Here is a 26,249-nt window from a genome sequence, read left to right as displayed (position 1 = left end):
GGAGGAGGGCATGGCTCAGAATTTGGAGAACAGCATCATTGACCTGCTCAAGCTGGCCAAGGAACGGAACGCCTCGGACCTGGTGATCACCACCGGCCTCCCGCCGATGCTCAAGATTGACGGAACGTTCGTGCCCACCGAGTTTGAAAAGCTCAACCCGGAGGCCACCCGGCGCATGCTCTACGCGCTGATGGACGAAAAGCAGCAACGGCGCTTCGAGGAGGAGCGCGAGCTCGACTTCTCCTTCTCCCTACCCAAGGTCGGTCGGTTTCGCATCAACGCCTTCATGCAGCGCAGCTCGGTGGCCGGGGTGATGCGGGTCGTCCCTGAGCTGGACAAGACCTTCGAGGAGCTCGGCCTGCCCAAGAACATCGCCGAGCTGGCGATGCGGCCGCGGGGGCTCTTCTTGGTGACCGGCCCCACCGGGTCCGGGAAGTCCACGACGCTGGCCGCGGTGGTCGACTACATCAACCAAAACCGGGCCTGCCACATCGTCACCATCGAGGACCCGATCGAGTTCTTCCACCGGCACAAGAAGGCGATCGTCAACCAGCGCGAGGTCGGCGCCGACACCCACGACTTCGCCCGCGCCCTGAAAAGCGTCCTGCGCCAGGCCCCGGACGTGATCCTGGTTGGGGAGATGCGGGATCTGGAAACGATCCAGATGGCGATCACCGCCGCCGAGACCGGGCACCTGGTGCTGGCGACGTTGCACACCAACTCCGCCCCGGAGACCATCGACCGGATCGTCGACGCCTTCCCCCACGCCCAGCAGGCGCAGGTGCGGGTGCAGCTCTCCAACAACCTGGTCGCGGTGCTCACCCAGCAGCTCTTGCCCCGGATCGACGGCCAGGGCCGGGTCCTGGCCTACGAGCTGATGGTCGCCACCCCCGCGGTGCGGGCGCTGGTGCGCGAGGGCAAGAGCCACCAGCTCACCAGCGTGATCCAGACCGGCGGCCAGCACGGAATGATCACCATGGACGCCCACCTCGCCGAGCTCTACAAAAAGCGCATCATCAGCTACGAGACCGGCCTCAGCCGTTCGGTGGACCCCAAGGAGTTCGCCCGGCTGGCCGGAGCCGCCCCCGGCGTGCGCCGGTAGGGTAAGCTGGCCCCGATGCCGGGAGTCGCGATCGTCGGCGCCCAGTGGGGCGATGAGGGCAAAGGCAAGGTCACCGACGCCTTGGTGGCCGAGGCGGACTACGTGGTGCGCTTTCAGGGGGGCGCCAACGCGGGCCACACCGTGGTCGTCGGGGACGAGGTGTTCAAGCTGCACCTGCTCCCCACCGGGGTGATCCACCCCCACGCGGTGAGCGTGCTCGCCGACGGGATGGTGATCGACGCCCTGGCCTTCGAGACCGAGCGCAAGGCCCTCGAAGCACGGGGCTTTCGCCCGGTGATTCGGGTCTCGGAGCGGGCGCACCTGGTGTTGCCGCATCACAAGCACGTCGAGTCCAGGAAGAACTTCGTCGGAACCACCGGGCGGGGCATCGGGCCGGCCTACGCGGACCGGGCGCGGCGCATCGGCCTGCGGGTCGGGGACCTCTTCGACGCGGCCACGCTCAAGGAGCGGGTCCAGATCCTTTTGGAGGCCAAGCCCAACTCCACCCGGGCGGTGGGCTGGACCTCGGTGGAGGCGGCGCTCAAGGACCTGGCGCCGATGCAGCGGGCCCTCGAGCCCTACGTCGCGGACACCGGCCAGATGCTCCGGGAGGCCCACCGCAAGGGCCAACGCATCCTCTTCGAGGGTGCCCAGGGCACGCTGCTCGACCTCAACTACGGCACCTATCCCTACGTCACCAGCTCCCACCCCACCGTCGGGGGGATCGTGATCGGCACCGGCCTCTCCCACAAGGCGATCACCAAGGTCTACGGGGTCGCCAAGGCCTACACCACCCGCGTCGGCCACGGCCCGTTCCCCACCGAGCTCGAGGGCGAGCTGGCCGAGACCCTGCGCGAAAAGGGCGGGGAGTACGGGGTGACCACCGGCCGCCCTCGGCGGGTGGGCTGGCTCGACGGGGTGCTGTTGCGCTACGCCGCCGAGGTCAACGGCCTCGACGGCCTGGTCCTGACCAAGCTGGACGTGCTCTCGGGCTTTCCCGAGGTCAAGATCGCGGTGGACTACGACGCCAGCGGACGGCCGGTCTACGAAACCCTCCCCGGCTGGGGACCGCTCTCCGGCATTCGGCGCCGGGAGGACCTGCCCGAGGCGCTCCTCCACTTCGTTCACCGCGTCGAGGCCCTAAGCGGGGTGCCGGTGGCGATGTTCTCGACCAGCCCCCGGCGCGAGGACACCTTCGGCGCGGTCTCCTGGGTCTAACACCTCTCTCATCCCCCGCCGCGCTAGGCTCAAGGGGTTAGGAACCCTCATGTCCAAACCCCTTACGAACGACGAATGGCTCCCCAAAATCCGCCCTTACAGCCAACCTGACGACCGCCGAAGCTGGCTCAGCGTGTGCCTGACCCTCGGGCCGTTGGCCCTCTTTTCCCTGGCCGCCGGGCTGGCCCTTGACCGCGCGCCCCTTCTGTTGCCCCTCTTCGTCGTCTTGGCGGCGCTCTTCTTGGTGCGCGCCTTCATCCTCCAGCACGACGCCGGACACGGCGCGCTCTTTTCCCATAAGCGCACCGCCGACCGCCTCGGGGCCTTTCTCGGCGTTTCGACCCTGGTGCCCTACCGCGCCTGGCAGCACGCCCACGCCCGCCACCACGCCACCAGCGGCAACCTCGACGCCCGGGGCGTGGGGGACGTCTACACCATGACCCTGACCGAGTACAAGGCGGCCTCCCCGGCCGCGCGCCGCCGCTACCGGCTCTACCGCCATCCCCTGGTGATGTTCGTTTTGGGCCCGATCTGGGTCTTCATGCTCAGCTACCGGCTCCCGCTGGGGTTCGGGCAGCGCCGGCGGGAGGTGCGGCAGAGCGTGTACCTGACCGACCTCGCGGTCGCCGGGCTCTACCTGGGCACGCTGGGGGTCGGGGGCTGGCCGTTGCTCCTCTTCGTCGTCCTCCCCATCCAGTACCTGGCGGGCATGCTCGGGATCTTTCTCTTTTACGTCCAGCACCAGTTCGAGGAAGCCTACTGGGAGCCCCAGCCCCGCTGGGCCTACCTCAGGGCGGCGATGGAGGGCGCAAGCCACCTGCGCCTGCCCCGGGTGCTCGAGTGGCTGACCGGGGGGATCGGCTACCACCACGTCCACCACCTCGCCCCGCGCATCCCCCACTACCGTCTGCGGGAAGCCCACGAGCGGGAGGCCTTCCTGCGGGCGGCCCCCACCGTAGGCCTCCTCGACGCCCTTCGCGTCGCCTTCGGCGACCTCCACCTCTGGGACGAGCGGACCCGCCGGCTGGTGGGGTTCCGCGCCGCCCACGCCGAGCTCAACGCCGCTGCTCGAGGGCGCGCTCGGCAAGGCGCAAGAAGTACTTCGCTTGCCGATCGTCGGGGTTGAGCTCGAGCGCGCGGCGGTAGGCCTTGGCGGCGGTGGCGAAGTCCCCTTCCTCGAAGGCCACCCGGCCCAGCCACTTCCAGGCCTTGGCGTAGTCGGGGTTCAGCCGCACCGCCCGCCCAAAGGCGACCTTCGCGGCCTCGAGGTCCCCCTTCTCGTAGGCCGCAAGGCCCTCGAAGAAGGCCTTGCTGGCCTCCACCCCGGCCCCCGCCGCCTCCCGGGCCAGCTTGAGGAAATGGGCGTTCTCCGGGGTGGGCTCGGCGGCGTAGACCAGCTCCCAGTAGGCGAGCGCCTCCTTGGCCAGCCCCGCCTCGAGGTAGATCCGCGCCAGCCAGCGCTTGGGCTCGAGCCAGTCCGGCGCGGCCTGGGCGGCGCGCTTGAAGTGCAGGATCGCGGCCTCGAGGTCCCCCTTCTCGTAGGCCGCGTAGCCGTTGTAGAAGGCGCGGACCGCCTCCGGGCCATAAGCCGCCATCTTCTCGGCGAGGCTCAAGAAATAGCGGTTCTTGGGGCTGGGATCCAGCTTGACCGCGAGCTGCCAGTACCGGAGGGCTGCCTTGGCATCGCCCTTTTCCTGGTAGATGCGCCCGAGCCAGGCCGCGGCCTCGGCGTCCCGGGGGTAGGCCTTGAGCACCTTTTGGTACCAGCGGATCGCCTCGTCAAGGGCCCCGCGGGCATAGGCCAGGTAGCCGAGGTTGCGGTAGACCTCAGCGAGCGCCTCGGGGGTCGTCGCGCCCCCAAGGTCGAGGTAGCGCTGCCAGGCCTCGGCGGCGCGGATCCACCAGCCGGTCTCGGTGTAGACCTCGGCGAGGAAGCGCCAGACCTCGGGAGCCTTGGGGTCGGCCTTGGCCGCGGCCTCGGCGAGCTGGATCGTCTTTCGCCAAAGCGGCCGGTCCGGGAAGTGCCGGGTGTAGGTGGCCTCCGCCTGGGCCCGGTAGCGGGCCGCCTCCTCAAGGAGCCGTTGCGCCTTGGGTGAGAGCGCGAGCGCAAGGCCCAGCGCCGCGAGGATCAAGAGGGTCCAGACCCGTTTTCCCATGCCGACCTCCCACGTTTCCCAGGGTAGCCGCTTGCCCCAAGCCCTGGATGAGGGCTATATTGACCGCAGATGGCGGCCTTCTTTTTTCGCTAGGGGCGCGGGAAGCCGAGCTTCCCGCGGGGCGGCGTAGGGCCGCCCCCGCTTTTTGGAGGCGCGATGCTGGAAGACTGGTTGGCGGAGATCCGCGCGGCACCCACGCTGGAAGCACTGGACGCGATCAAGGTGCGCCTGCTGGGCAAGAAGGGCGAGCTCACCCGGGCCCTCAAGGGGCTCAAGGACCTCCCCCCCGAGGCGCGGCGGGAAGAAGGACGGCGGCTCAACGAGGCCAAGCAGGCGATCGAGGCGGCGATCGCCGAGCGCCAGCAGGCGCTCAAGCAGGCGGCCCTCGAGGCCCGGCTCCGGGCCGAGGCCCTCGACGTCACCCTTCCCGGGATCCCCTTTCCCGCCGGGAACCTGCACGTCCTCGAGCAGCTGATGCTGGAGCTGGTGGGGATCTTCGAGCGCATGGGCTACCGCGCCGTGCTCGGGCCGGAGGCCGAGGAGGAGTTCTACAACTTCGACGCGCTGAACATCCCCGCCCACCACCCGGCTCGGGACATGCACGACACCTTCTGGCTCAAGCCCGCCGAGGGGTTCGAGGGTGCCTTCCCCAAGCCCCTTTTGCTCCGCACCCACACCAGCCCGCTCCAGGTCCGCTACATGGCCAGCCACACCCCGCCCTTCAAGGTCGTCGCCCCCGGCAAGGTCTTCCGCCACGAGGCCACCGACGCCACCCACGAGGCGATGTTCCACCAGCTCGAGGGCCTGGTGGTCGGCGAGGACATCACCATGGCCGACCTCAAAGGCGCCCTGCTCTCGATGGCCCGGGCGCTCTACGGCCCCGACGCGCGGGTCAACTTCCGCCCCAGCTACTTCCCCTTCGTCGAGCCCGGGGTGGAGTTCGAGGTCTGGTGGCACAACCCCAAGACCGGGAAGGGCGGCTGGCTTGAGCTTGGCGGGGCGGGGATGGTCCACCCCGAGGTCTTCAAGGCAGTCGACGCCCTGCGCGAGGCGCGTGGCCTGGCCCCGGTCTACCGGGGCAAGACCGGTTTCGCCTTTGGCCTTGGCGTGGAGCGGGTGGCGATGCTGCGCTACGGCATTCCCGACATCCGCTCCTTCTTCCAAAACCGCCTGCCCTTCCTCGAACAGTTTCGGGAGGAGGTCTAGATGCGGCTCGTCTACTCCTGGTTGAAAGAACGCCTGCCCGAGGCCCCCGAGCCCGAGGCCCTGACCCCGGTCCTGGCCAAGCTGGGGCTCCCCGTCGAGGAGCTCCACGTCCTTCCCGCCCCCCCGGCGGGGGTGCGCTTTGCCCGGGTGCGCGCCGCCGAGCCGGTGCCGGGCACCGAGCTCAAGACGCTCACCCTCGACGTCGGCGACCGCGAGGTCACCGTGGTCAGCGCCGCCCCCAATGCCAAGGCCGGGGTGGGCGTGGCCTGGGCCGAGCCGGGAACGGTCCTTCCCGGCGGGGTGGAGGTCGGGGTGCGCCGTCTGGCGGGGATCGCAAGCGAAGGCATGGCTCTCTCCCCCGCGGAGATGGCGGTCGGCGAGTACGCGGGCGGGCTCTTGGAGCTGCCCGAAGACGCCCTTCCCCCGGGCACCCCGCTGGCCGAGGCCTGGCCCGAGGAGGTGGTCTTGGAGCTCGAGATCACCCCCAACCGCGCCGACGCCCTCTCGGTGCTGGGCGTGGCCCGGGACCTCGCGGCGGCGCTCAAGCTCACGGTCCGCGTCCCCGATCCCAAACCGCGGCGCGCGCCGCTCGGCTTCCCCATCGAGGTCCGGGTCGAGGACCCCCACGGCGCCGATCGCTACCTCGCCGCCTACGCCCGGAACCTCACCATCGCCCCCGCCCCCCTCCTCGCCCAGCGCCGCCTCCTGGCCGCCGGACTGCGCCCGATCAACAACGTCGTCGACGCCACCAACTACGTCCTCTTGGAGCTCGGAAACCCCCTGCACGCCTTCGACCGGGCCCAACTCCACGAGGGACTGGTGGTGCGCCGGGCCCGCGCCGGCGAGCGCATCGTCACCCTGGACGGCCTGGAGCGGGTCCTGACCCCCGAGGACCTTGTGATCACCGCCAAGAAGGGCGAGGCGACGTTCCCGGTGGCGATCGCCGGGGTGATGGGCGGGGCCAACAGCGAGGTCACCGAGGCGACCCGGGAGGTGGTTCTCGAGGCCGCCCACTTCGACCCCGTCTCGATCCGCAAGACCGCCCGCCGGCTGGGGCTCAAGACCGAGGCCAGCTACCGCTTCGAGCGCGGCGTGGACCCCAACCTGCCGCCGCTCGCGGCGCTACGCTTTTTGGAGTTGGTCCAGAAATGGGCCGGGGCCGAGGTCAGCGCCGACTGGGTGGACCTGGGCGGGGAGAAGCCGAGAAAGACCGTTCCCTTCCGCCCTAGCTACGCCAACCGCCTCCTGGGCACGGACTTTCCGGTCCCCGACCAGCTCGACGCCCTGACCCGCCTCGGGGTCGAGGTCCAGGGCCGGGCCGAGCCCTACACCGCCCGCCCCCCAACCTGGCGGGTGGACCTGAACATCGAGGAGGACCTCGTCGAGGAGGTCGCGCGCATCCTCGGCTACGAACACATCCCGGAGCGCCTGCTGGCGTTCTTCCCCGCCCCCGACAACCTCGACGCCGACGCCGACTGGCGCCGGGAGACCCGCTACCGGCGGGTGCTCTCGGGCCTGGGCTTTTTCGAGGCGATCAACTATCCCTGGCTAAGCCCGGCCTACCTGCACGCGCTGCGCGCCCCGGCCCCGCGGCTCCTCCTCGCCAACCCCACCAACGCCGAGGAGTCGGCGCTGCGCACCGCGCTCTACCCCAGCCTGATCAAGAACCTCCTGCAAAACCCGGCCCGCCCCCAGGTCCTCCTCTTCGAGCTGGGGCACGTCTTCCTGGAGAACGAGGAGGTCCACCTCGCGGCCCTGCTCGAGGGGGCCTACCACCCGAAGAGCTGGCAGCCGCCGATGGCCGGGGGCTACTTCGCCCTAAAAGGGCTGCTCGAGGCCTTCGCGCGCCGCCTCGGGGCCGAGGTCGAGGTCCGTCCCAAGGCCCACCCCCCGCTCCACCCGGGAATCTCGGGAAGCGTCTTCTGGAACGGCGAGGAGGTCGGCTTCATCGGGGAGCTGCACCCGGAGATCGCCGAGGCCCTGGAGATCGCGGCCCCCGTCCTCTTTGAGCTCAGGCTGCCCCTGCCCGAGGCCCCGCGGGCCTTCGAGGACCTCCCCCGCTTCCCCGCCGCCACCCGCGACCTGGCGGTGGTGGTACCCGAGGCCACCCCCCACCTCGAGGTCGCAAAAACGCTCCGGGCGGCCGCGGGAGGCTACCTGGAAGGGCTCGAGCTCTTCGACGTCTACCGCGGCAAGCCCCTGGCGCCGGGGGAGAAGAGTCTGGCCTACCGGCTTTACTTCCGCGCCCCCGACCGCACCCTGACCGACGCCGAGGTCGAGGGCTTCATCGCCGCGATCCTCGAGGCCATCCGGGCCAAGGGCTGGCGGATTCGCGGGTAGGGCGGCGGTATACTCGGGGCGTGCTCACCTGGCTGGACGTCCTGGTGCTGTTCTCGATGGCGGTCACCACCGCCGTGGGGGCACGAAAGGGCGCGGTCTTCCTGCCCACCTTCCTGATCGGGCTCTTGCTCTACGCGCTGGCGATCAGCTGGGTCCCGAGCTGGAGCTGGCCCATTCTGGGCCTGGTGGCGGGCCTTCTCGCCGCCCAGGTCGCGGGACGGCTGGGGCTCTTTTGGACCAGCCCGACCCTCGACGCCGCGATGGGCGCGTTGGGAGGGCTGCTCTGGGGAGGGCTGCTCGCGGTGGCCCTGTGGACCGGCCTCCCCGCCGAGTACAGCGTGGCCACCGGAAGCCTCCGCTACCCCTCGCCGGAGCTCCCGGTGGTCGTTCAGGAGGCGGTTCGCGACAGCCCCTTCGCGCTGAAGGTCTTCGACTTCGTTCAAAAACGCCCGGAGCTGCGGCGCCTCTTCCTGAGCGAGCGCATCGCCGACACCCGGCTCACCCGCCTACCCCGCTAGCACCCGCGCCAGCTCCACCAGCTCGAGGTCGATCGACTTCTTCTCGCTAACCGCCTCCTGCAAGGGGGTGAGGCGCACCTCCCCTTCGACCTCGCCCACCATCACCCCGCTCGTGCCCTCGAGCAGGGTGCGCGCCCCGGCCGCGCCGAGCCGGCTTCCCAAAAGCCGGTCCTTGGCCGTGGGGCAACCGCCGCGCTGGATATGCCCGAGCACCGTCACCCGGGCCTCGAAGCCAGAGATCTGGCGCACCGCCTCGTAGAGCTTCGCGGCCCCGCCCGGGTAGCCCCCCTCGGCGACCACGATGATCGAAGAGCGCTTGCCCTTGGCGAACGAGGCCTCGATCGTCTGGGCGATGTCCTTGGGGCTGATCGGCACCTCGGGAAGCACGATGACCTCCGCGCCCCCGGCAAGGCCCACGTCCAGGGCGATGAAACCCGAGTAGCGCCCCATCACCTCGATGAAGAAGACCCGCTCGTGGCTCGCGGCAGTGTCCCGGATGCGGTCGATCGCGTCCAGCGCGGTGTTCACCGCGGTGTCGAAGCCGATCGTGTAGTCGGTGCCGAAGAGGTCGTTGTCGATCGTCCCCGGCACCCCGACCACCGGGATGCGGTGCTCCTCGATGAACTTCATCGCCCCGCGGAAGGTGCCGTCGCCACCGATCGCCACCAGACCCTCGATCCCCGCCGCCTTGAGCCGCTCGGCGGCCTCGGCTCGTCCCTCGGGCTGCAGGAACGCCTTGGAGCGGGCGGTGAGCAGGATCGTGCCCCCGCGCTGGATGATGTTCGCCACGTCCCGGGGCCCCAGCGGGAGGAAGTCCCCCTCGATCATCCCCGCGTAGCCCCGGCGAATCCCCACCACCTCCACGCCCAGCGCCGCGGCCTGGCGCACCACCGCCCGCAGCGCCGCGTTCATGCCCGGGGCGTCGCCGCCACTGGTGAACACACCGATCCGTTTCATTCCCCGTATTCTAGAGCCAAGCGGTAGGCCTGGTTGCGCGGCACCCCAGCCTCGGCGAGGGCCTTGGCCAGGGCCTTGCCGCGAAGCCCCCGGGCTGCGAGCGATGCCAAGAGCCCCCGCGCGTCCGGCGGCGGGGGCCCCTTGGCTGGCGGGGCGAGGACCAAGACGAACTCCCCCCGGGGTTCCTCGAAGTGGGCCAGGGCCTCGTCAAGGGTGCCGCGAAAGACCTCCTCGTGGGCCTTCGTCAGTTCCCGGGCGACGGCGACGGAATGCCCGGGACCGAGCCGCTCGGCCAGCTCGGAGAGCGTGGCCCTGAGCCGGTGGGGCGATTCGTAGAGGATCACGGTGCGGTCCTCGGCGGCGATGCGATCCAGCCGCGCCGCGCGCTCGCGCCCGCGCCGGGGCAAGAACCCCTCGAAGGCAAAGCGGTCGCTGGGCAGGCCCGAGGCCACCAGCGCCGGGATCAGCGCGGTGGGACCGGGAAGCGCCTCGACCTCGCCGCCCCGGGCCAGCACCCAGGCCACCAGCTCCGCGCCGGGATCGCTGATCCCCGGGGTTCCGGCGTCGGTGACGTAGGCCAAGTGGGGGTGCTCGGCGAAGATCCGCTCCGCCCGGTTCAAGGTGTGCTGGTCGAGCCGCACCAGCGGTTTTTCGATCCCGTAGTGGACGAGCAGCTTCCGGGTGCGCCGGGTGTCCTCGGCGGCGATCGCGTCCGCCGCGCGCAGCGCGTTCAGGGCACGAAGGGTGATGTCCTCGAGGTTGCCGATCGGGGTGGGCACGAGCACCAGGCGCACGCCCTTAGCCTAGCGCCCGAGCTGGCTGTAGACGGTGGCCAAGAAGACCAAGCACGCCCCGATCACCCCTTGCGGCCCGAGCGCCTCGCCGAGGACCAGGTAGGCGAAGAGCGCGGCCCAGACCGGTTCGAGGGCGTAGAGCACCGCGGCCTCGGCGGCGCTGACCTGCTTTTGCCCGTAGGTCATCAACCAGGTGGTGAAGGCGGTGGCGACGACCCCCAGGTAGAGCACCGCGGGCCAGGGGATCCGGGCAACGGCGGGGGATTCGGCCCAGACCCAGACCCCGGCCCAGAGCAGCATCCCGCCGACCTGGGCCGCGCTCAAGAACCCCACCGGAACCCGGCGCAGGTAGGCCTCGAGGCGCAGGATGAAGATCGCGTAGGTCACCGCGGTGCCGAGCGTCCAGAGGTCCCCGCGGTTGGGCGGGGCGGCGTCGAAGGTCAAAAGCCCCACCCCGACCAGGGAAAGCGCCGCCCCGACCCAGACCCGGCGGGGCACCCGCTGCCCCAAGAGCCCGGCGAAGATCGGTACCAGCACCACGCTGAGCGCGGTGATGAAGGCGCTGCGGCCGGCGGTGGTGTAGGTCAGCCCCACCGCCTGGGTCCCGTAGCCCAGGGCCAGCCAGAGGCCGAGCTCGAGCCCGGCCAGCGCCACCCCACGGCCGCCGCGCATCCAGGGAAGGGAGAAGAGGGCGGCCACCAAAAAACGCAAGAACACCAGAAGGCTCGGGGGAAAGCTCGCCACCGCGTCGCGAATCACGACGAAGGACGACCCCCAGATCAGGGTCAAGAGCACCAGCGCGAGGAGCCCGCGCAGCCGCGGGCTCACCGGCCAAGCCCCGACAACCACGCCAGGAGCACGCCCAGGAGATTGAGGGCCAGGCTGAAGAGCAGGCTCAACAGCAGCATCGAGGTCAGGGGAATGTAGATGTAGACCCCGTCACGCTCGATGCGGATGTCGCCGGGAAGGTGGCCGAACCAGGCCAAGCTCTTCGGGGCCAGCCACAGCAGCGCCCCGACGAGGATCAGGATCACACCCAGGACGATCAGCCAGCGACCGATCTCCATGCCCTTTCTTATACTCTAGGCGATGGCCTTTGTCATTCGCGAAATGCAGGGGCTGGCGGAGGCCCTTGCGGTCGAGAAGCTGCAGATCGCCGCCTGGGGCTTCAGCGACCGCGAGGTCGTGCCCCACTCCTCGATGATCGTGGCCCAGCACACCGGGGGGCTGGTGGCCCTGGCCTGGGTCGGCGAGGAGGCCGCGGGCTTCGTCTACGGCCTCGCCGCCTGCGACGGGACGCGGCGCTGGCAGCACTCCCACATGCTGGCGGTCAAGCCCGAGCATCAGGGCAGCGGGATCGCCCCGGCCCTGAAGTGGTTCCAGCGCGCGTGGGCGCTTTCGCGCGGGATCGAGCTGGTCACCTGGACCTTCGATCCCCTCTTGACCAAGAACGCCCGGCTCAACTTCGGTAAGCTCGGGGCCTTTTCCCGCACCTACTACCCCGATTTCTACGGCGTCCGCTCCGGCCTCTACGCCGGCCTCCCCGCGGATCGCCTCTACGTCGAGTGGCGGCTTTCCGACCCCAGGGTCGTGGCCCGGGCCCAGGGGGAGGTGCCCCCGCCGCCCGTGCCCGAGGGCGCGCCCCTCAACCGCACCGAGGGCGAGGGGGTGAGCCTGAGGCCGGTCGCGCTGCTCGCGCCCAGCGCCCCCAAGGTCTACCTCGAGGTGCCCCGGGACATCGAGGCCATGAAGCGGGCCGACCTCGAGCTCGCCAAGGCCTGGCGCCTGCACACCCGCGAGGCCTTCCAGCGGGCATTCGCCGCCGGCTACAAGGTGGTGGACCTGGCAAGGGAGGGGGAACGGGTCTTTTACCAGCTAGAAATGTAAGGGACGGGGCCCTTGGCCCCGTCCGCTTGGTGTGGTGGGCGATGGTGGACTTGAACCACCGACCTCACGCTTATCAGGCGTGCGCTCTAACCAGCTGAGCTAATCGCCCGCCCAGCACCCATCAGCTTAGCGAGTTTCCTGGGCCTGGTCAAGCTTTAACGCTCGCTCGGTGCGCTGGCCCACGGCATCCACCGCGATGACCCGGGCCGCCGTCGCCGGAACCTCGACGAAAAAGCGCACTTCCCGCCCCTTGGGCAGGTTCAGCCGCGCGTAGGTCTTCCCGTAGCGCACCACCACGCGGTCCACCTCGACGTCGTCGGTGGCCACCCCGACGATGCGCATCCGCCCGTCCACCGCCTCCACGCGCTCGATGCGCACGCTCGGCGGCGCCTCGTCGAGGACCAGCTTCAAGGTCCGTTCCCGGCGGTGACCGGCGGCGTCCTCGGCGACCAAGGGCACCTCGATCTCCCCCGCCTTGGGCGCCTTGAGCTGGAAGCGAAAGCGCACCAGGCGCTTGCCCTTTTGGTTTTCGGTCAGGACCTCGGTCCCGGAGGCGCGGACGCTGACCACGCCGCGGTCATCGAAGGCATACCCCCGCACCTCGACGCCCTGGCCCTTGGCGATCGCGCCCCCGCCCGGGGAGGTCACCCCCAAAAAGGGCGGGGTTTCGTCGGGCCGCGCGGCGCAGGCGGTGAGCAGCAGCAAGACCGGCCAAAGGGGCCAAAACGCGCGCATACCAGGCCATCTTACTTCCTCGTGTGCTGCAAGAATGAAAAAAAGGGGGGCAGGCGTGATGCCCACCCCCTTTTCGCCACCTAAGGCTTACCTAAAGAGCAAGCCGAACTTCGAGTCATACACGATGGTGAAGATCCCAGATCCACCGCCGAAGATCATCGCCGGTCCGGCCCCCACCTCGGTAAAGATCGAGAGGTCGCTATCGGGTAGGGCCAATTCAAGGCCACCCATGCCATGGCCCTGAACGTACATGCCCGCCACCCCGAACGCGGTCACGATGCCACCGCCACCGCCGACTCCGTAGTAGAACTCGAGGGTCTGCTCGGACTCCTTCAACAAGTCGACCTTGCCAAGCATCAGGTCCAGGCTGCCGCCAACGGCGATGCCGACGAGCGGGGTGACCCCGATGCTGGCCCGCAGGTTGTCGCCTAGGAAGAACTGGCCGCCAAGCATGCCGTCGTAGCCATAGCCGGCGTAAAACCCATACTTTTGGGCCGCACCGAGGCTTCCCAGGGCCAACGCAGCCATCGCAAACAGGACCCACAACCCTTTCCTCATAAGACCCACGCTCCTTTCGTTTACGAACCCAGGATAGCACAACTTGCGCAGACCGCCATCAAATGTCCTTAGGTCGTGTACTCGGCGTTAAAGCGCACGTACTCCGGGCTGAGGTCGGGGCCCCAGGCCTGGGCTTCGAACGCCCCGTTTCTCAAGTCGACCTCGACGCGGACCTCGAGCTTGTCCAACGCCCTCCGCGCTTCGTCGCGATCGAAGGGCAGCGGCTCGCCGTCGTAGGTGGGGATCCCCTCGAGCTCGATGCGCACCCGGAGCGGGTCGAACGCCGCCCCGGAGTTGCCGAGCGCGGCCAGCACCCGCCCCCAGTTGGGGTCGTTTCCGTGAAAGGCGGTCTTCACCAGAAGGCTCGAGACCACCGCCCGGGCCGCCCGCCGCGCGTCCTCCTCGCTGGCGGCATGGCGCACCCGGACCTCGATCAGCTTGGTCGCCCCCTCGCCGTCGGCGGCGATCTGCCGGGCCAGGGCCCGGGCCACGATGTGGACCGCTTCCCAGAAGAGCTCCAAGGAAACCTTGCCCTTCAAACCGCTGGCGAAGATCGCCGCCATGTCGTTGGTCGAGGTGTCGCCGTCCACGCTGATCTGGTTGAAGGTCGCGGCGACGATCCCCGGCCAGCCCGCACGCAGCGCCTCCTGGTCCACCGCGGCGTCGGTAAAGAGAAAGGCGAACATCGTCGCCATGTTGGGGTGGACCATCCCCGCGCCCTTGGCGACCCCGACCACCCGTGCCCCGCCGGGGAGGGTGGCCTCGGCCAGCTTGGGCCGGGTGTCGGTGGTCAGGATGGCCTCGGCGAAGGCGTCGGCGCGGGGCTCGAGGCCCAGCCCCGGCAGGGCGGCGGCGATCTTCTCCACCGGCAGGGGCACCCCGATCACCCCGGTGCTCGCGGTCAGCACCTCTTCGGGCTGCACGCCGTAGCGCTCGGCGACGAGCTCGGCAAAGCGCAGGTCGTGGGCCACCCCCTTCAGCCCGGTGCCGGCGTTGGCGTTGCCCGCGTTCACCGCCAGCACCCGCAGGTGCCCGCCCCCTTCGAAGAGCTGCTGGCCGCGCACGACGCAGGGCGCGGCGGCCCGGTTCTGGGTGGCCACGAAGGCCCAGCCAAGGGGCAGGCTGGCGTAGGCCACCGCCAGGTCAGGGTTCCCCGAGGGCTTGATCCCCGCCCGCGTCGCCGCCATCTCGAAACCTTCAGGAAGCTCCATGTCCTTCAGTTTAGGGCCAGCGTCCGAAGGCCTCGAGCCCCAACCCCTCCTCGAAGCCGTGCATCAGGTTGAAGTTCTGCAAGGCCTGCCCCGCCGCCCCCTTGACCAGGTTGTCGATCGCCGAGAACACCACCCACCAGCCGGTGCGGGGGTCCTTGTGGGGCGTGATCCAGACCCGGTTCGCGCCCATCACCGCCTTGGTCCGGGGCAGGGCGCGGTCCAGGTGCACGAAGGGCTCCCCGGCGTAGAACGCCCGAAAGGCCGCCTCGACGTCCTCCGGCGTCGCCGCCTTTGGCAGGCGCAGATAGCTGGTGGCCAGGATGCCCCGGGTCATCGGGACCAGGTGAGGGGTGAAGCTCACCCGCACCGGGGCCTCCGGCCCCCAGGTGGTCGGCCAGCGCCCCTGGGCGCGCACCCGCCCCAGGTTCTGCTCGATCTCCACGGTGTGGCGGTGGGTCCCGGCGGGCTTGTAGGGGCGAAGGTCCTCGTTCACCTCGGCGAAGGCGGTCCCCTGGGCCTCCCGCCCCGCCCCCGAGACCCCGCTCCCCGCGGCCACCAGGACCTCTTCCACCCAGCCCCGGGCCACCAGCGGCGCGAGCGCCAGGCTCACCGCGGTCACGTAGCAGCCGGGGTTGGCGACCAGGGTCGCGCCCTTGATCTCCGGCCGGTGCAGCTCGGAAAGCCCGTAGACCGCAGTGCTCAAGACCTCCGGCGCGGCGTGCGCTTGGCCGTACCACCGGGCGTAGCGCTCGGCGCTGAGGCGAAAGTCCGCGGAGAGGTCCACCACCCGCTTGCCCGCGGCGAGGAGCGCCGGGGCCAGGGTCATCGCCACCCCGTTGGGGGTCGCCAGAAAGACCGCCTCGGCCTCGCGGACCGCCTCTTCTGGATCCGCGAAAGAGGGCAGGTCGGCCCCGGCAAGCTGGGGCCAGACCGCGCCCACCGGCTGCCCCGCGTGGCGGCGGCTGCCCAGCCCCACCACCCGGGCCCTGGGGTGGGCGAGCAGCCCGCGCAGGAGCTCGGCGCCCCCGTAGCCGCTGGCCCCGACGACGGCGACGTCTACCATCCGCCCTCCGCGATCCGGGTGAGCACCGCCTTGGCCGCGTGCAGGCGGTTCTCCGCCTGATCGAAGACCCGGCTGCGCGGGTGATCGACGACCGCCGCCTCCACCTCCTCGCCGTAGTGGGCGGGCAGGCAGTGCATAAATATCGCGGTGGGCTTGGCCTTCGCAAAGAGGTCCAGGGTCACCGTGTAGCCCGCGAAGTCGCGCAGCCGCTTTTGGCGCTCTTCCTCCTGCCCCATCGAGGTCCAGACGTCGGTGTAGACCGCGTCCGCCCCGGCGACCGCTTCCTCGGGGTCGCGCACGATCTCGATGGGCAGGGGCTCGGCCGGCTCGTAGCCCTCGGGGATCGCGGCCACCACCTGCATCCCCTCCCGGGCCAAGGCCTTGGCCAGGGAGGCAAGGACGTTGTTCCCATCCCCCACCCAGGCCAGGCGCAGCCCCGCGAGGTCCCCGAAGGCCTCGCGCAGGGTCTGCACATCGGCCAGGGCCTGCAGGGGATGGGCCCGGTCGGAGAGGGCGTTGATCACCGGCAGGCCGCTGTGCTCGGCGAAGCCCTCCAGGGTGCGGTGGTCGTTGACTCGGGCGGCGATCCCGGCCACCCAGCGGGCCAGGTTCCGGGCCACGTCGCGCAGCGGCTCGCGGCTGCCCACGCCGATCAGCCGCTGGTCCAGAAAGAGGGGGTGCCCACCCAGCTCGGCGACCGCGATCTCCAGCGTGCTGCGGGTGCGCAGCGAGGGTTTTTCGAAGTAGAGCGCCCAGGTCTGCCCGCCGAGGACCTGGGTCGGGCGGCGCTCACGCTTATGGCGCGCGGCCAGGTCCAGGAGGTCTTTGAAGACGGGCTCGGGAAGGTCGTCGATGTCCAAAAGGAGCGGCGGCATGGCCGGATTTTATACCGCAGCCCCTCAACTTCATACGCATTTATTTAAGTCTTGAAACTATTTAAATCTTAAAGGTAAAATGAGGGGCGTGGAACGCGCGTTCCTCACCCGCCTTTGGCGGCTCGAGCGCCGCCTGCTCGAGCGCGCCCGCCCCTGTCTGAAAGCGACCGGCGTGCCCATGCGGGCGGTGGTCGTCCTCGCCCACCTCGACGCCCACCCCCATCCTAAGGCGCTCGCCGAGGCCCTGAGCCTACCCCCCGCGCGGGTCAGCCAGATCCTCGGGGAGCTCGAGCGCGAGGGGTGGATCTTGCGCGGACCGGACCCCGAGGACCGGCGCCGCACCAAGCTCAGCCTCACCGAGGCCGGGCGCAAAGCGCTGGGACACGCCCGCGGCTGCCTGGAGGCGGCTGCGCGGGAGGCCTTTGCCGCCCTCAGCGAGGAGGAGCGCAAGACGGCGCTCTGGCTCCTGGAGAAACTGGAGGCCCATCTATGAACCGAACCATCACCCTTACCCTGGTCGGCATCTTCATTAGCATCTTCCTCGCCGCGCTGGACCAGACGATCGTCGCCACCGCCCTCCCGCGCATCGTCGAGGAACTCGGCGGCATCGACAAGTACGCCTGGGTCGCGACCAGCTACCTCCTGGCCTCGACGATCGCAGTCCCCATCTTCGGCCGCCTCGCCGATCTGGTGCGGTCCAAGGTGCTCCTCTTCTGGGCGGTGCTGATCTTCCTGTTGGGTTCGGCCCTCTCCGGCCTGTCCGGGAGCATGGAGGCCTTGGTCGCCGCCCGCGGGCTCCAGGGGATCGGCGGCGGCGCCCTCTTCGCGGTGGCGGTAACCACGATCGGCCTCCTCATCGCCCCCCGCGAGCGAGGCCGCATCCAGGGGGCGTTCGGGGCGGTCTTCGGCATCGCCAGCGTGATCGGCCCCTGGCTCGGCGGCTGGCTCACCGACCACCTCTCCTGGCGCTGGGTCTTCTTCATCAACATGCCGGTAGGCGCGGTCGCGCTCTGGTTCATCTGGCGCTACATGCCGAGCGTCCAGCCCCCCTCCCGGCACCGCTTCGACCTCTGGGGCGCGGCGACCCTGATCCTCTGGACCGTCCCCCTCTTGCTCGCGCTCTCCTGGGGCGGCCAGACCTACGCCTGGACGGACCCCGTCGAGCTCGGGCTCTTCGCGCTGGCGCTGGTCGGTCTGGGGCTCTTCGTCTGGGTCGAGACCCGCGTGCCGGAGCCGCTCTTCGACCTCACCCTGTTCCAGAACCCGGTCTTTCGCTGGGCGGTGGTGGCGCTCTTCTTCTTCGGCGCGGCCTTCCTCTCGGCGATGTTCTTCCTGCCCCTGTACCTGATCCAGGTCAAGGGGATCAGCGCCACCCAGTCCGGGCTGACCCTCTTGCCGCTCACCCTGGGCGCGGTCGTCGGCAGCCTGGGCGCCGGCCAGCTCGCGAGCCGGAGCGGGCGCTACAAGCCCTACATGCTCGCGGGCAACGTCTGGCTGCTGTTGAACTTCCTGGCCATGCACGCGGTGATCGCCATCGACACCCCGCTCTGGGTCGTCTTGGCGCTGATGGTCAGCATGGGCCTCGGCCTCGGTCCCTCGATGCCCCTCTACACCCTGGCCGTGCAGAACTCGGTGGAGCCCGCGCGCATGGGCACCGCGAGCTCGGCGACGCAGTTCTTCCGGCAGATCGGCTCCACCCTGGGCACCGCGTTGCTCGGCGCGGTCCTGGCCTCGAGCCTGACCAGCGCGATCCAGGCCCACCTGCCCCCGGGCAGCGGCGAGGTGGCGGTCTCGATGCGCAACCCGGCGGCGATCGAGGCGACCTTTGAGCGGCGCGTCTCCGCCACCCTGGAGACCGTTCGCCGGGCCCTCGACGGCGACCCCCAGGCGATCGCGGCGCTCGAGCAAAGCCCCCTCTTCCCCGAGGAGATGAAGCGGATGCTGGGCCGGCCGGTGCCCCCGGCACTGAAGGCGCAGATCCTCGAGGCGGTTGAGGCCCGCCTCAAGGCCCAGGTCGAGGCCATGAAGCGCGAGATGGAGCGTGCCCTCGACGAGGCGATCGTCAAGGCCATCAAGCAGGTCTACTTCTACGGGGCCCTCTTCGTGCTCTTTGCCCTCCTGGCGACGCTCCTCATCCCCGACGCCGAACTCAAGCGGGAGGCGGCGGTGGCGGTGTGACCCGCTCCCCGAGCCGTCGCTCCTCCCCCCGCCAGAGCCGACGGATGTTCTCGCGGTGGGTGAAGTAGATCAAAAGGGCGAGCAGGAACAACGTCCCCCGTTCCCACTCCGGCCGCACGAGCGCGAAGGCCAGGTCCACCGCGGCCGCCGCCCCCACCAGGCTGCCCAGCGAAACGTAGCGGGTGAGGAGGAGGGCGACGAGCCCCACCGGCACCGCGTAGAGGGCGAGCCAAGGATCGAGGAAGACCAGGGTGCCGAAGCCGGTGGCCACGCCCTTGCCCCCTTTAAAGCGCAGCCAGGGCGAGAAGACGTGGCCGAGGACCGCGGCAAAGGCCACGCCCCCCAAGAGCGCCCCCTCCAGCCCAAGGACGCGGGCGATCCAAACCGCGATGCCCCCCTTGAACGCGTCGAAGAGGAAGACGAAGAGCCCTGGCAACCAGCCCAGGGTGCGCAGCACGTTGGTGGCCCCGATGTTCCCCGAACCCACCTTTTGGATGTCGACACCGTAGAGCCGCGCGACGACGACGCCGGCGGGGATCGAGCCAAACAAAAAGGCCAGGAGGAGCGTCAGCAACGTGGCGGCGTCGTAGGTCATGCCGGGGCGATTTTACCCTCAGCTCGACGCCGAGCCGTACCACCTGAGGGCGTAGCGCCAGAACGCCCGCGAGGCAAGGTTGAGGACGAGGGCGAGGCCCGCCACCGCCAACAGCCCCTCCGGCCCCCGCCGTCCCAAGGCCACCTCGGCGGGGACGGTGGTCATGAAGTAGACCGGCAGGACGTAGGTCATGAAGAGGCGAAAGGGCCGGTCGAAGGCGCTGGTCGGATACTGGGCATTCCAGAGCACCGTGCCCAGGAAGTTGACCACGTTGTAGAGCTTGACGAACCAGATCGTGGTGGTGGCGAACAGGAAGGCCAGCGCGTAAAAGAGCAGAATGGCGGCGACCAGCGCAGCCAGGTAATAGGCCCAGGAGAGCCCCACCGCTCCGGCGACGAAGGCCGCCATCGCCGCGCCCACCAGGATCGAGGGCAGCCCCCAGATCGCGACGTCCTCGACGCTGACCCAGAACTGGCTGTCCACCGGCTTCAGGAGGACGAAGTCCAGGGTGCCCTGCTGGACCCGATCCGAGATACGCTGCAGGTTCGGCGCGAGCCAGGAGGCGTAGACCCCCTCCAGGATTCGCGCCGAAGCCATGACCAAGAGCGCCTCCTGCCAGCGCCAGCCGCCGAGGTCGTAGCCGTTTTGGTAGAAGAGGAAGAGCCCAAAGAGCATCCCCAGGGACTCGAGCACCACGATCAAGGAGGCGACCAAGAAGTTCGCCCGGTACTCCATCCGCGCCGAGAGCGCGGTCTGAAAGAAGATCACGAAAAGGCGCAAATAGCGCATCACGCCCCCATCGCGGAAAAGCGCTTAAGCCCCGCCCGCCAAAGCCCCCGTGCGAGGAGGTGGGCGAGGAGCGTCCAGGCCAGAAGCACCAAAAGCGCCTCGCCCACCCGGGGAAAAGGGGCCCCGGCCCAGAGCATCGCCGGAAGGTAGGTGAGGTAGGGAAAGGGCGTGTAAAAGAGGAGCTGCCGCACCGCTTCGGGATAGAGGTCCAAAGGCGCGAGGTAGCCGGAAAAGAGCATGAAGAAGACGTACCAAACCTCGTAGAGGTCGGTCGCCTCCTCGAGCCAGAGGGCCAAGAGCCCCAACGCGTAGCCGACGAAGAAGTTGAGCAAAAAGCCGAGGGTCGCGGCGAGCAGGCCGAAGAACACCCGCCCCCAGCCGGGCCAAACCAGCGCCCCCGGATAGAGCAGCCAGAACGCCCCGAAGAGCACCGCGATCATCGGCAGCCGCACCCCGCGCTCGGCGACGTGCTGGGCCAGGTAGTGCCAGAGGGGGTCGATCGGCTGGAGCAGCTTGAAGCTAAAGCGGCCGTTCTTGATCTCCTCCGAGAGCGTCCAGGTGACCCAGGCCACCTGCAGCTGGCGGGCCACGAAGACGAAGAAGAAGTAGCGGGCGAAGGCCAGCGGGTCGCGCTCGGTCAACCCCTCTCGAGCGGCGGCGACCCAGATCGCCATGAAGAAGAAGGGGGCCAGCCCAGAGAGCAGCCAGAAGAGGATCTCCCCCCGGTAGACGGTCATGTGGGCGTGGTAGACGGCGAGGAACGTCCGGACCTTCCTAAGCAACCCGCCCCTCCCGAAAGACACGGCCGATCACGTCCTCAAGCGGCGGCTCGTCGACGCTCAAGTCGCGCACCGCGAGGGTGGCAAGGATCCTCGCCACCACCTCGGTGACCCGGGTCTTCTCCACCAAAAGCCGCGCCGCCCGCCCCTCGACGGCCACCACCTCCCCAAAACGGCGAAACGCTCCGGGGTCGGCGGGGGCCGCGAGCTTGATCCGCACCTCCTTGTACGGGGCAAAGCGCGCGACGAGGTCCTTGAGGGCACCGTCGAAACGCAACGTCCCCTCGTGGATCAGGATCACCCGTTCGGCCAGGGCCTCGATGTCCGCCATGTAGTGGCTGGTGAGGAGCACCGTGGCCTCCGCTTGCGCGTAGCGCCGCACGAAGGCGCGCACCGCGGCCTGGGCGTTGACGTCGAGCCCCAATGTCGGCTCATCCAAGAAGAGCACCCGGGGGTGGTGTAAGAGCGCGGCCATCAGCTCGGCCTTCATGCGCTCGCCCAACGAGAGCTTGCGCACCGGCTGGGTCAGGACCGCCTCGATCTCCAAGAGCCTGGAAAAGCGCTTGACCCGCTCGCGGTAGATGGCCTCGGGGATCTCGTAGACCGCGGCGTTGATCCGCAGGGTGTCGAGGACCGGCAGGTCCCAGAGCAGCTGGGCCTTGTTGCCCATGACCAGGGTGATCTGCTTCAGGAACTCGGGCCGCCGCGCCTGGGGCACGAACCCCAGCACCCGGGCCCGGCCCGAGGTGGGGTAGACGAGGCCCGTGAGCATCTTCAAGGTGGTGGTCTTCCCCGCCCCGTTGGGACCCAAAAACCCCACGATCTCGCCGGGCTGAAGGACGAAGCTCACGCCCTTGACGGCCTCGATCCGCTTGTAGCGGCGGCGGAAGAAGTGGCGCAGCGTGCCCCGAAACCCGGGGTCCTTCTCGGCCACCAGGTAGGTCTTCGAGAGGTCTTCCGCGACCACCGCGCCCGTCAAGGCCACCCCCTTTTGCGTCAGCCTTCGGAGCGTTCGCGAAACGGCGGGCCGTAAGCCCGAACCTCGCCCTGGGGAAAGGCCGCCCGCAGGAGGCGCTCGAGGTGGCCCGCGGCACGGGGCAAGAGCCCCCGGCAGCCCCAGACGTAGACGAAGAGGAAGCGGGGGTTTCGGGGGGATTGGGAGAAGTGAAGGCAGCCGCGGTACTCCGGGAAGTAGTCCAAAAAGGCTTCGAAGACCGCCCGCATCCGCGGCCCCGCCAGGGGCAAGCGCTCGCCGGGTCGCTGCGGACGCACCCAGAAGGTGCGAACCACCCGCTTCAACGCGGCCTCCAGACCGGCTCCGCGACGCCGAGCCGGTGGTTCAGGACCCGGGCCAGGGCGAAGAGCAGATCGGAGAGGCGGTTGAGCACCTTGGGCACCACCGGGTTCACGGGCTCGGCGCTGGCAAGGGCCACGACCCTTCGCTCCGCCCGGCGTACCACCGCGCGCGCAAGCTGCAGCGCGGCCGCCGCGGGGTGGCCGCCAGGGAGGACGAAGTGCTTGAGCGGGGGCGCCTCGGCCTCGAGGGCATCGATCGTGGCCTCCAGCTCCGCGATCACGGTGGCCTCGAGCCGCCGCACGTGGGCCTCTCCAGGGCTACCCTCGGGCGTCGCCAGGTCCGCCCCCACCTCGAAGAGCAAATGCTGCAGCCGGTCCACGATCGCCAAGAGCTCGGCCTGGTCCTCCGGCCAGAGGCTTCGGGCCAGACCCAGGGCGCTGTTGGCCTCGTCGACCTCGCCGTAGGTCTCGACCCTCAACGCGTGCTTGGGCACGCGCTCGCCGCCAAAGAGCGAGGTTTCGCCTTGATCCCCGGTGCGCGTGTACAGCGGCATCGTGCGTCCAGTCTACTCCTTCACTTGAGCGCGTCCGCTTCCCGGGAGGGAAGCGGACGGCTCAGGAGGGAGGGATTCCTTTAGACCCAAATGCGGCCTACTCCCAGGATAGGCCGCGTCCCAGGGACAGTTGTCCTGGGCCTAAACTGAAGGGCGTGCGCGCCACCTGGCTGGAGATCGACCTCGCCCGCCTTGGGGTCAACCTGCGCCTCCTCCAATCGCACCTCGGGCCCAGGACCCGGATCATCGCGGTGGTCAAGGCCAACGCCTACGGCCACGGCGCGGTGGGGGTGGCGAAAGCGCTCCTTGCCCTCGGCGCCGCGAGGCTCGCGGTGGCCACCACCGGTGAGGGGGCCAAGCTTCGGGCAGCAGGGATCGAGGCCCCGGTCCACCTCCTGGGAAGCCTCCACCCAAACGAGGCCGAGGACGCCCTCGAGGCCAAGCTGATCCCAAGCCTCGCCACCCTCGAGGCCGCCCGCGCCCTCGCCGCCCTGGCCCCGGGCACCCGGGTGCACGTCAAGGTGGACACCGGGATGGGCCGGGTCGGCGTGGCGCCGGACGCGCTTGCCGGCTTCCTCGCCGAAGTCGAGGCGATGGGCCTCGTCGTCGAGGGCCTCTTCACCCACTTCGCGGCCGCCGACGAAGATCCCGCCTTCACCCGCGCCCAACTCGCCCGCTTTCTCGCGGCGGTCCGCCCGCTAAACAAACGCTACCTCTTGCATGCCGCGAACTCCGCCTCGATCCTCACGGGCATCGGCACTGACCTCGACTTCGTCCGCCCCGGCATCGCCCTCTACGGCCTGCCCCCGGACCAGGCGCTCAAGAGCGAGCTGCGGCCGATCCTGACCTGGCGCGCCCGACCCACCCTGATCAAGCGCCTCCCGCCCGGCCACGGGGTCGGCTACGGCCGCACCTGGCGCGCAAGGGGCGGGGAGTGGCTCGCGACCCTTCCCTTCGGCTACGCCGACGGCTTTCCCCGTGCGCTCTCCAACCGGGGCGTCGTCCGGCTCCACGGCGACTATCTCCCCGTCGTCGGCCGGGTGAGCATGGACCAGACCACCGTCTTGGTTCCCGAGGGCACCGGCCTCGACGCGGTCATCGAGGTGGTGAGCGCCGACCTCGACCCGAAGACCAGCCTCACCGGCCGGGCCCGGACGCTTGGAACGATCAACTACGAGCTGGCGACGCGCCTCAGCCCGCGGCTGCCGCGCACCTACCTCGGCTAAGCCAAGCCCCTGCCCGGCCGGGCACAAGGCGGGCCCAGGCGTTCGCCCGACGCGTTTGGTGTCATGCCCCGTCAACGCCCAGCACCCGCGGCAGCACCTCGTCCAGCCGCCGCCAGGCAAGGTCGAAGTCGGTGACGAAGCCATCGGGATCCGCGGTGTTGCTCACGAGGAGCATGGCGAGCTGGTCCGGGGTGATCGGCGCCCCGGGCAGGCGCGAAAGCAGCGCGAAGAAGGCCACCGGCAGGAGCAAAAGGGGTTTCTTCGAGCCCAGCGCGTCCCGCACCTTGACCACGAGCTCGGCAAAGGTCAGGACCTCGGGCCCCACCGCGGGGTAGGTCCGCCCCACGGTGCGCGGTCGCGAAAGCGCCTGGAGGGTGGCCTGCGCCACGTCCCCGGCCCAGACCGGCCGGAAGGAGTATTCGCCGCGCCCGATCAGGGGGATGAAGGGGAGCGGCCGCCGCACCAGCCCTTTGAGCACCCCGCCGAAGAAAGCGTCTCCCTCGCCGAAGATCAGGCTGGGGCGGAGGATCGTCCAGTCGAGGCCGCTCGCCCGCACCCGCACCTCGCCCGCGGCCTTGCTCTTCAGGTAGCGGCTCTTCGCCATGGGCTCCGCGCCCAGGGCGGAGACGTGCACGAGGCGCCGCACGCCGTGGGCCTGCATCGCCGCCACCACGTGGGCGACGCCCTGATCGTGGACCGCGTCGAAGGTCTGCTCGCCCTCCCGGATGATCCCGGCGAGGTAGACCACCGCGTCGGCCCCGGCGAGCGCGGATAGCCCCTGGCCCCGGGCAGCGTCCCCCTTCAGGTAGCGCACCTCGCTTAGCGGCCCCTTCCCCCGGCGGGCAAGCGCGGACACCCCGTGCCCCTCCCGGAGCAACGCCCGGGCCACGTGGGTGCCCAAGAACCCGCTTCCGCCGACCAGCAAGACCCGCATCCTAGCCGAAGCGCTCCTCCTTCCAGGGGTCCCCCCTGGGGTGGTAGCCCCGGGCCTCCCAGTAACCGGGCGCGTAGCGGTCAAGGAGCTTGATCCCCATCAGCCACTTCACGCTCTTCCAGCCGTAGAGGTGGGGGACGACGAGGCGCAGCGGCCCGCCGTAGGGGGCGGGCAGGGGGCGGCCGTTTAGCCGGGTAGCGAGGAGCACGTCTGGCTTGAGGGCCTCCTCCAGGGGCATCACCGCGGTGTAGGCGCCGTAGGCGAAGGCCATCAGCCAGCTCGCCTCGGGCAGGAGGCCAGCGCGCTCGAGCACCGCGAAAAGCGGCACCCCTTCCCAGGTCACCCCCTCCCGGGTCCAGCCGGTGACGCAGTGGAAGTCGTGCATCACCACGGCCGGGGAGGCGGCCTCGAGCTCGGCCAGGGAGAGCGAAAGCGGGGTCTTCACCCGCCCGCGGACCCAGACGCGGTAGGCCTCGGCCGGCGGCAGTCCCGCCGGGGGCACCACGGTGAAGACGGGGAACTTCTTGGCCCGCACCTGGCCCGGAGGAAGCGGCACGGCTAGGCCTCCCCCCGGCGGTACCAGACGACCTCGACCCGCTCCAGGGTCACCAGCCCCTCCTCGATCAACGCGTCGAGCTCGGGCAAAAAGGCCTCGATCTTCTCCTGGGTGTCCACGATCTCGATCATCATCGGCAGGTCCTCGGAGAGCCGGAGCACCCGCGCGGTGTGGATCCGCGAGTGCCCACCAAACCCCATCAGGCCCCGAAAGACGGTGGCCCCAGCCAGGCCCCGCGCCCGCGCCCGCTCCACGATGACCTCGAAGAGCGGCCGACCCTTGTGCCGGTCCGACTCACCGATGAAGATGCGCAAAAGCTTTGCCTCGCCCCTCAGCCCCATCGCTACCTCCCTGCCAGGACCACGCCCAAGAACGCCGCGCCGATCCCCAGGATAAGCGAGCCCAAAGCATAGAGCAGCGCCAGCCCCAGCGCCCCCTCGCGCACGAACCCCAGCGCCTCGTAGCTCAACGTGGAGAAAGTGGTGAACGCCCCCAGCAGCCCCACCGCGAAGAAGAGGCGCAGCTCCGGGGACACCAGGGTGCGCAGCGCGGTCTCGTAGAACCAGCCGAGGAGGAAGCTGCCGACCAGGTTCACGGCCAGCGTGCCCCAGGGAAAGAGTCCCCCCAACCGCTCCTGCACCCAGCCGGCGGCCGCGTAGCGCAGCACCGCCCCCACCGAGCCCCCAAGGGCGACGTACAGGTAAGCCTTCACGCCCCAAAGC

The 26,249-nt window shown here is 69.9% G+C and carries 30 protein-coding genes and 1 tRNA gene; 10 read left to right on the top strand and 21 right to left on the bottom strand.

From position 1 onward, the window contains the following. Positions 1-10: 10 nt before the first annotated feature. From ACZ48Y_RS09805 to ACZ48Y_RS09795, 3 genes are read left to right on the top strand one after another with little or no spacing between them, the layout of a single operon-like run. Entirely contained in the window at positions 11-1,102 is a 1,092-nt protein-coding gene (locus tag ACZ48Y_RS09805; RefSeq protein ID WP_464740835.1) for a type IV pilus twitching motility protein PilT, read from the top strand. A gap of 15 nt (positions 1,103-1,117) precedes the next feature. Next, positions 1,118-2,320, top strand: a complete 1,203-nt coding sequence (locus ACZ48Y_RS09800; RefSeq protein ID WP_464740833.1) for an adenylosuccinate synthase — start codon at positions 1,118-1,120, stop codon at positions 2,318-2,320. 49 nt (positions 2,321-2,369) lie between these two features. Continuing rightward, positions 2,370-3,446 carry a fatty acid desaturase gene (locus tag ACZ48Y_RS09795; protein WP_464740831.1) on the top strand — a complete coding sequence of 359 codons (1,077 nt, stop codon included), beginning with the start codon at positions 2,370-2,372 and terminating at the stop codon, positions 3,444-3,446. Here ACZ48Y_RS09795 and ACZ48Y_RS09790 read toward each other — a convergent pair. Beyond that, positions 3,376-4,476, bottom strand: coding sequence for a tetratricopeptide repeat protein (locus tag ACZ48Y_RS09790; protein WP_464740829.1), 1,101 nt, complete (start codon positions 4,474-4,476; stop codon positions 3,376-3,378). The two genes, ACZ48Y_RS09795 and ACZ48Y_RS09790, sit on opposite strands and share 71 nt — an antisense overlap. 156 nt (positions 4,477-4,632) lie before the next feature. Between ACZ48Y_RS09790 and pheS the strand changes: the two genes are divergently transcribed. Genes pheS through ACZ48Y_RS09775 form a run of 3 tightly spaced genes read left to right on the top strand, consistent with a single transcriptional unit; the run spans position 4,633 to position 8,540 of the window. Beyond that, entirely contained in the window at positions 4,633-5,682 is a 1,050-nt protein-coding gene (pheS, locus tag ACZ48Y_RS09785) for a phenylalanine--tRNA ligase subunit alpha (protein ID WP_464740827.1), read from the top strand. Continuing rightward, entirely contained in the window at positions 5,683-8,022 is a 2,340-nt protein-coding gene (gene pheT, locus ACZ48Y_RS09780; RefSeq protein ID WP_464740825.1) for a phenylalanine--tRNA ligase subunit beta, read from the top strand. A gap of 20 nt (positions 8,023-8,042) precedes the next feature. After that, the gene (locus tag ACZ48Y_RS09775) at positions 8,043-8,540 is read left to right on the top strand and encodes a hypothetical protein (protein ID WP_464740823.1); all 498 of its coding nucleotides are present in this window, start codon (positions 8,043-8,045) and stop codon (positions 8,538-8,540) included. Here the strand turns inward: ACZ48Y_RS09775 and pfkA are convergent. Genes pfkA through ACZ48Y_RS09755 form a run of 4 tightly spaced genes read right to left on the bottom strand, consistent with a single transcriptional unit; the run spans position 8,529 to position 11,358 of the window. Then, the gene (gene pfkA, locus ACZ48Y_RS09770) at positions 8,529-9,497 is read right to left on the bottom strand and encodes a 6-phosphofructokinase (protein WP_464740821.1); all 969 of its coding nucleotides are present in this window, start codon (positions 9,495-9,497) and stop codon (positions 8,529-8,531) included. The genes ACZ48Y_RS09775 and pfkA overlap by 12 nt on opposite strands. Further along, positions 9,494-10,291 (bottom strand): 16S rRNA (cytidine(1402)-2'-O)-methyltransferase, encoded by a 798-nt coding sequence (rsmI, locus tag ACZ48Y_RS09765; protein ID WP_464740819.1) that lies wholly within the window; start codon positions 10,289-10,291, stop codon positions 9,494-9,496. Before rsmI ends, pfkA begins: the two co-directional genes overlap by 4 nt. A 9-nt stretch (positions 10,292-10,300) precedes the next feature. Next, positions 10,301-11,119 (bottom strand): DMT family transporter, encoded by an 819-nt coding sequence (locus tag ACZ48Y_RS09760; RefSeq protein ID WP_464740817.1) that lies wholly within the window; start codon positions 11,117-11,119, stop codon positions 10,301-10,303. Next, complete coding sequence (locus tag ACZ48Y_RS09755) at positions 11,116-11,358, bottom strand: DUF2905 domain-containing protein (protein ID WP_464740815.1); 243 nt, start codon at positions 11,356-11,358, stop codon at positions 11,116-11,118. Before ACZ48Y_RS09755 ends, ACZ48Y_RS09760 begins: the two co-directional genes overlap by 4 nt. Positions 11,359-11,380: 22 nt before the next feature. On the opposite strand from ACZ48Y_RS09755, the gene ACZ48Y_RS09750 reads away from it, so the two are divergent. Then, a complete protein-coding gene (locus ACZ48Y_RS09750) occupies positions 11,381-12,178 on the top strand; it encodes a GNAT family N-acetyltransferase (protein ID WP_464740813.1) in 798 nt (265 codons plus the stop codon). Positions 12,179-12,210: 32 nt separating this feature from the next. Here the strand turns inward: ACZ48Y_RS09750 and ACZ48Y_RS09745 are convergent. The 6 genes from ACZ48Y_RS09745 to argF all read right to left on the bottom strand — a co-directional run bounded on the left by ACZ48Y_RS09745 (position 12,211) and on the right by argF (position 16,620). Beyond that, positions 12,211-12,287, bottom strand: a tRNA-Ile gene (locus ACZ48Y_RS09745). A gap of 17 nt (positions 12,288-12,304) precedes the next feature. Beyond that, a complete protein-coding gene (locus ACZ48Y_RS09740) occupies positions 12,305-12,913 on the bottom strand; it encodes a hypothetical protein (RefSeq protein ID WP_464740811.1) in 609 nt (202 codons plus the stop codon). An 87-nt stretch (positions 12,914-13,000) separates the two neighbouring features. Continuing rightward, positions 13,001-13,471: a hypothetical protein gene (locus tag ACZ48Y_RS09735; RefSeq protein ID WP_464740809.1), complete on the bottom strand. Its 471-nt coding sequence runs from the start codon at positions 13,469-13,471 to the stop codon at positions 13,001-13,003. A 68-nt stretch (positions 13,472-13,539) separates the two neighbouring features. After that, positions 13,540-14,682, bottom strand: coding sequence for a bifunctional glutamate N-acetyltransferase/amino-acid acetyltransferase ArgJ (gene argJ / locus ACZ48Y_RS09730; protein WP_464740807.1), 1,143 nt, complete (start codon positions 14,680-14,682; stop codon positions 13,540-13,542). A 10-nt stretch (positions 14,683-14,692) separates the two neighbouring features. Continuing rightward, positions 14,693-15,745, bottom strand: coding sequence for an N-acetyl-gamma-glutamyl-phosphate reductase (argC, locus tag ACZ48Y_RS09725; protein ID WP_464740805.1), 1,053 nt, complete (start codon positions 15,743-15,745; stop codon positions 14,693-14,695). Beyond that, on the bottom strand, positions 15,739-16,620 hold the full coding sequence (argF, locus tag ACZ48Y_RS09720) for an ornithine carbamoyltransferase (protein WP_464740803.1): 882 nt from the start codon (positions 16,618-16,620) through the stop codon (positions 15,739-15,741). The genes argC and argF overlap by 7 nt, the downstream gene beginning before the upstream one ends. An 88-nt stretch (positions 16,621-16,708) precedes the next feature. Between argF and ACZ48Y_RS09715 the strand changes: the two genes are divergently transcribed. Together ACZ48Y_RS09715 and ACZ48Y_RS09710 are read left to right on the top strand one after the other, a co-directional pair. Continuing rightward, on the top strand, positions 16,709-17,113 hold the full coding sequence (locus tag ACZ48Y_RS09715; protein ID WP_464740801.1) for a MarR family winged helix-turn-helix transcriptional regulator: 405 nt from the start codon (positions 16,709-16,711) through the stop codon (positions 17,111-17,113). Next, on the top strand, positions 17,110-18,798 hold the full coding sequence (locus ACZ48Y_RS09710) for an MDR family MFS transporter (protein WP_464740799.1): 1,689 nt from the start codon (positions 17,110-17,112) through the stop codon (positions 18,796-18,798). The genes ACZ48Y_RS09715 and ACZ48Y_RS09710 overlap by 4 nt, the downstream gene beginning before the upstream one ends. On the opposite strand, the gene plsY is transcribed toward ACZ48Y_RS09710, so the two are convergent. The 6 genes from plsY to ACZ48Y_RS09680 are packed head-to-tail and all read right to left on the bottom strand — an operon-like array spanning position 18,770 to position 22,811. Next, positions 18,770-19,393 (bottom strand): glycerol-3-phosphate 1-O-acyltransferase PlsY, encoded by a 624-nt coding sequence (gene plsY, locus ACZ48Y_RS09705; protein ID WP_464740797.1) that lies wholly within the window; start codon positions 19,391-19,393, stop codon positions 18,770-18,772. The genes ACZ48Y_RS09710 and plsY overlap by 29 nt on opposite strands. 18 nt (positions 19,394-19,411) lie before the next feature. After that, positions 19,412-20,182, bottom strand: coding sequence for an ABC transporter permease (locus ACZ48Y_RS09700; RefSeq protein ID WP_464740795.1), 771 nt, complete (start codon positions 20,180-20,182; stop codon positions 19,412-19,414). Then, positions 20,182-20,964 (bottom strand): ABC transporter permease, encoded by a 783-nt coding sequence (locus ACZ48Y_RS09695; RefSeq protein WP_464740793.1) that lies wholly within the window; start codon positions 20,962-20,964, stop codon positions 20,182-20,184. Before ACZ48Y_RS09695 ends, ACZ48Y_RS09700 begins: the two co-directional genes overlap by 1 nt. Beyond that, the gene (locus ACZ48Y_RS09690; RefSeq protein ID WP_464740791.1) at positions 20,957-21,946 is read right to left on the bottom strand and encodes an ABC transporter ATP-binding protein; all 990 of its coding nucleotides are present in this window, start codon (positions 21,944-21,946) and stop codon (positions 20,957-20,959) included. The genes ACZ48Y_RS09695 and ACZ48Y_RS09690 overlap by 8 nt, the downstream gene beginning before the upstream one ends. Before the next feature lie 11 nt (positions 21,947-21,957). Then, a complete protein-coding gene (locus ACZ48Y_RS09685; RefSeq protein ID WP_464742906.1) occupies positions 21,958-22,251 on the bottom strand; it encodes a hypothetical protein in 294 nt (97 codons plus the stop codon). Between the two features lie 5 nt (positions 22,252-22,256). Further along, complete coding sequence (locus ACZ48Y_RS09680; RefSeq protein WP_464740789.1) at positions 22,257-22,811, bottom strand: cob(I)yrinic acid a,c-diamide adenosyltransferase; 555 nt, start codon at positions 22,809-22,811, stop codon at positions 22,257-22,259. Between the two features lie 155 nt (positions 22,812-22,966). Here ACZ48Y_RS09680 and alr point away from each other — a divergent pair, with 155 nt between their 5' ends. Further along, positions 22,967-24,037, top strand: a complete 1,071-nt coding sequence (gene alr, locus ACZ48Y_RS09675; RefSeq protein WP_464740787.1) for an alanine racemase — start codon at positions 22,967-22,969, stop codon at positions 24,035-24,037. 61 nt (positions 24,038-24,098) lie between these two features. Here alr and ACZ48Y_RS09670 read toward each other — a convergent pair whose 3' ends face one another. The 4 genes from ACZ48Y_RS09670 to crcB are packed head-to-tail and all read right to left on the bottom strand — an operon-like array spanning position 24,099 to position 26,239. Continuing rightward, the gene (locus ACZ48Y_RS09670) at positions 24,099-24,971 is read right to left on the bottom strand and encodes a complex I NDUFA9 subunit family protein (RefSeq protein ID WP_464740785.1); all 873 of its coding nucleotides are present in this window, start codon (positions 24,969-24,971) and stop codon (positions 24,099-24,101) included. 1 nt (position 24,972) lies between these two features. After that, positions 24,973-25,527 carry a molybdopterin-dependent oxidoreductase gene (locus tag ACZ48Y_RS09665; protein WP_464740783.1) on the bottom strand — a complete coding sequence of 185 codons (555 nt, stop codon included), beginning with the start codon at positions 25,525-25,527 and terminating at the stop codon, positions 24,973-24,975. A gap of 2 nt (positions 25,528-25,529) precedes the next feature. Then, positions 25,530-25,868: a DUF190 domain-containing protein gene (locus tag ACZ48Y_RS09660; protein WP_464740781.1), complete on the bottom strand. Its 339-nt coding sequence runs from the start codon at positions 25,866-25,868 to the stop codon at positions 25,530-25,532. 2 nt (positions 25,869-25,870) lie between these two features. Then, positions 25,871-26,239, bottom strand: coding sequence for a fluoride efflux transporter CrcB (gene crcB, locus ACZ48Y_RS09655; RefSeq protein WP_464740779.1), 369 nt, complete (start codon positions 26,237-26,239; stop codon positions 25,871-25,873). Between the last annotated feature and the right edge of the window lie 10 nt (positions 26,240-26,249).

It is taken from the genome of Rhabdothermus arcticus (genome assembly GCF_055382915.1).
Note: the sequence above shows the minus strand (reverse complement) of the source record. Positions and strands in the feature narration are given on the sequence as shown.

Bases quoted from the DNA above. Each gene is read 5' to 3' on its own strand.
- ACZ48Y_RS09700 (WP_464740795.1), bottom strand. From the start codon at position 20,182: ATGCGCTATTTGCGCCTTTTCGTGATCTTCTTTCAGACCGCGCTCTCG.
- ACZ48Y_RS09800 (WP_464740833.1), top strand. From the start codon at position 1,118: ATGCCGGGAGTCGCGATCGTCGGCGCCCAGTGGGGCGATGAGGGCAAA.
- ACZ48Y_RS09660 (WP_464740781.1), bottom strand. From the start codon at position 25,868: ATGGGGCTGAGGGGCGAGGCAAAGCTTTTGCGCATCTTCATCGGTGAG.
- ACZ48Y_RS09670 (WP_464740785.1), bottom strand. From the start codon at position 24,971: ATGCGGGTCTTGCTGGTCGGCGGAAGCGGGTTCTTGGGCACCCACGTG.
- ACZ48Y_RS09795 (WP_464740831.1), top strand. From the start codon at position 2,370: ATGTCCAAACCCCTTACGAACGACGAATGGCTCCCCAAAATCCGCCCT.
- ACZ48Y_RS09750 (WP_464740813.1), top strand. From the start codon at position 11,381: ATGGCCTTTGTCATTCGCGAAATGCAGGGGCTGGCGGAGGCCCTTGCG.
- ACZ48Y_RS09710 (WP_464740799.1), top strand. From the start codon at position 17,110: ATGAACCGAACCATCACCCTTACCCTGGTCGGCATCTTCATTAGCATC.
- pheT (WP_464740825.1), top strand. From the start codon at position 5,683: ATGCGGCTCGTCTACTCCTGGTTGAAAGAACGCCTGCCCGAGGCCCCC.
- ACZ48Y_RS09805 (WP_464740835.1), top strand. From the start codon at position 11: ATGGCTCAGAATTTGGAGAACAGCATCATTGACCTGCTCAAGCTGGCC.
- plsY (WP_464740797.1), bottom strand. From the start codon at position 19,393: ATGACCTACGACGCCGCCACGTTGCTGACGCTCCTCCTGGCCTTTTTG.
- ACZ48Y_RS09680 (WP_464740789.1), bottom strand. From the start codon at position 22,811: ATGCCGCTGTACACGCGCACCGGGGATCAAGGCGAAACCTCGCTCTTT.
- ACZ48Y_RS09735 (WP_464740809.1), bottom strand. From the start codon at position 13,471: ATGAGGAAAGGGTTGTGGGTCCTGTTTGCGATGGCTGCGTTGGCCCTG.
- pheS (WP_464740827.1), top strand. From the start codon at position 4,633: ATGCTGGAAGACTGGTTGGCGGAGATCCGCGCGGCACCCACGCTGGAA.
- argF (WP_464740803.1), bottom strand. From the start codon at position 16,620: ATGCCGCCGCTCCTTTTGGACATCGACGACCTTCCCGAGCCCGTCTTC.
- ACZ48Y_RS09790 (WP_464740829.1), bottom strand. From the start codon at position 4,476: ATGGGAAAACGGGTCTGGACCCTCTTGATCCTCGCGGCGCTGGGCCTT.
- pfkA (WP_464740821.1), bottom strand. From the start codon at position 9,497: ATGAAACGGATCGGTGTGTTCACCAGTGGCGGCGACGCCCCGGGCATG.
- argJ (WP_464740807.1), bottom strand. From the start codon at position 14,682: ATGGAGCTTCCTGAAGGTTTCGAGATGGCGGCGACGCGGGCGGGGATC.
- ACZ48Y_RS09755 (WP_464740815.1), bottom strand. From the start codon at position 11,358: ATGGAGATCGGTCGCTGGCTGATCGTCCTGGGTGTGATCCTGATCCTC.
- argC (WP_464740805.1), bottom strand. From the start codon at position 15,745: ATGGTAGACGTCGCCGTCGTCGGGGCCAGCGGCTACGGGGGCGCCGAG.
- ACZ48Y_RS09740 (WP_464740811.1), bottom strand. From the start codon at position 12,913: ATGCGCGCGTTTTGGCCCCTTTGGCCGGTCTTGCTGCTGCTCACCGCC.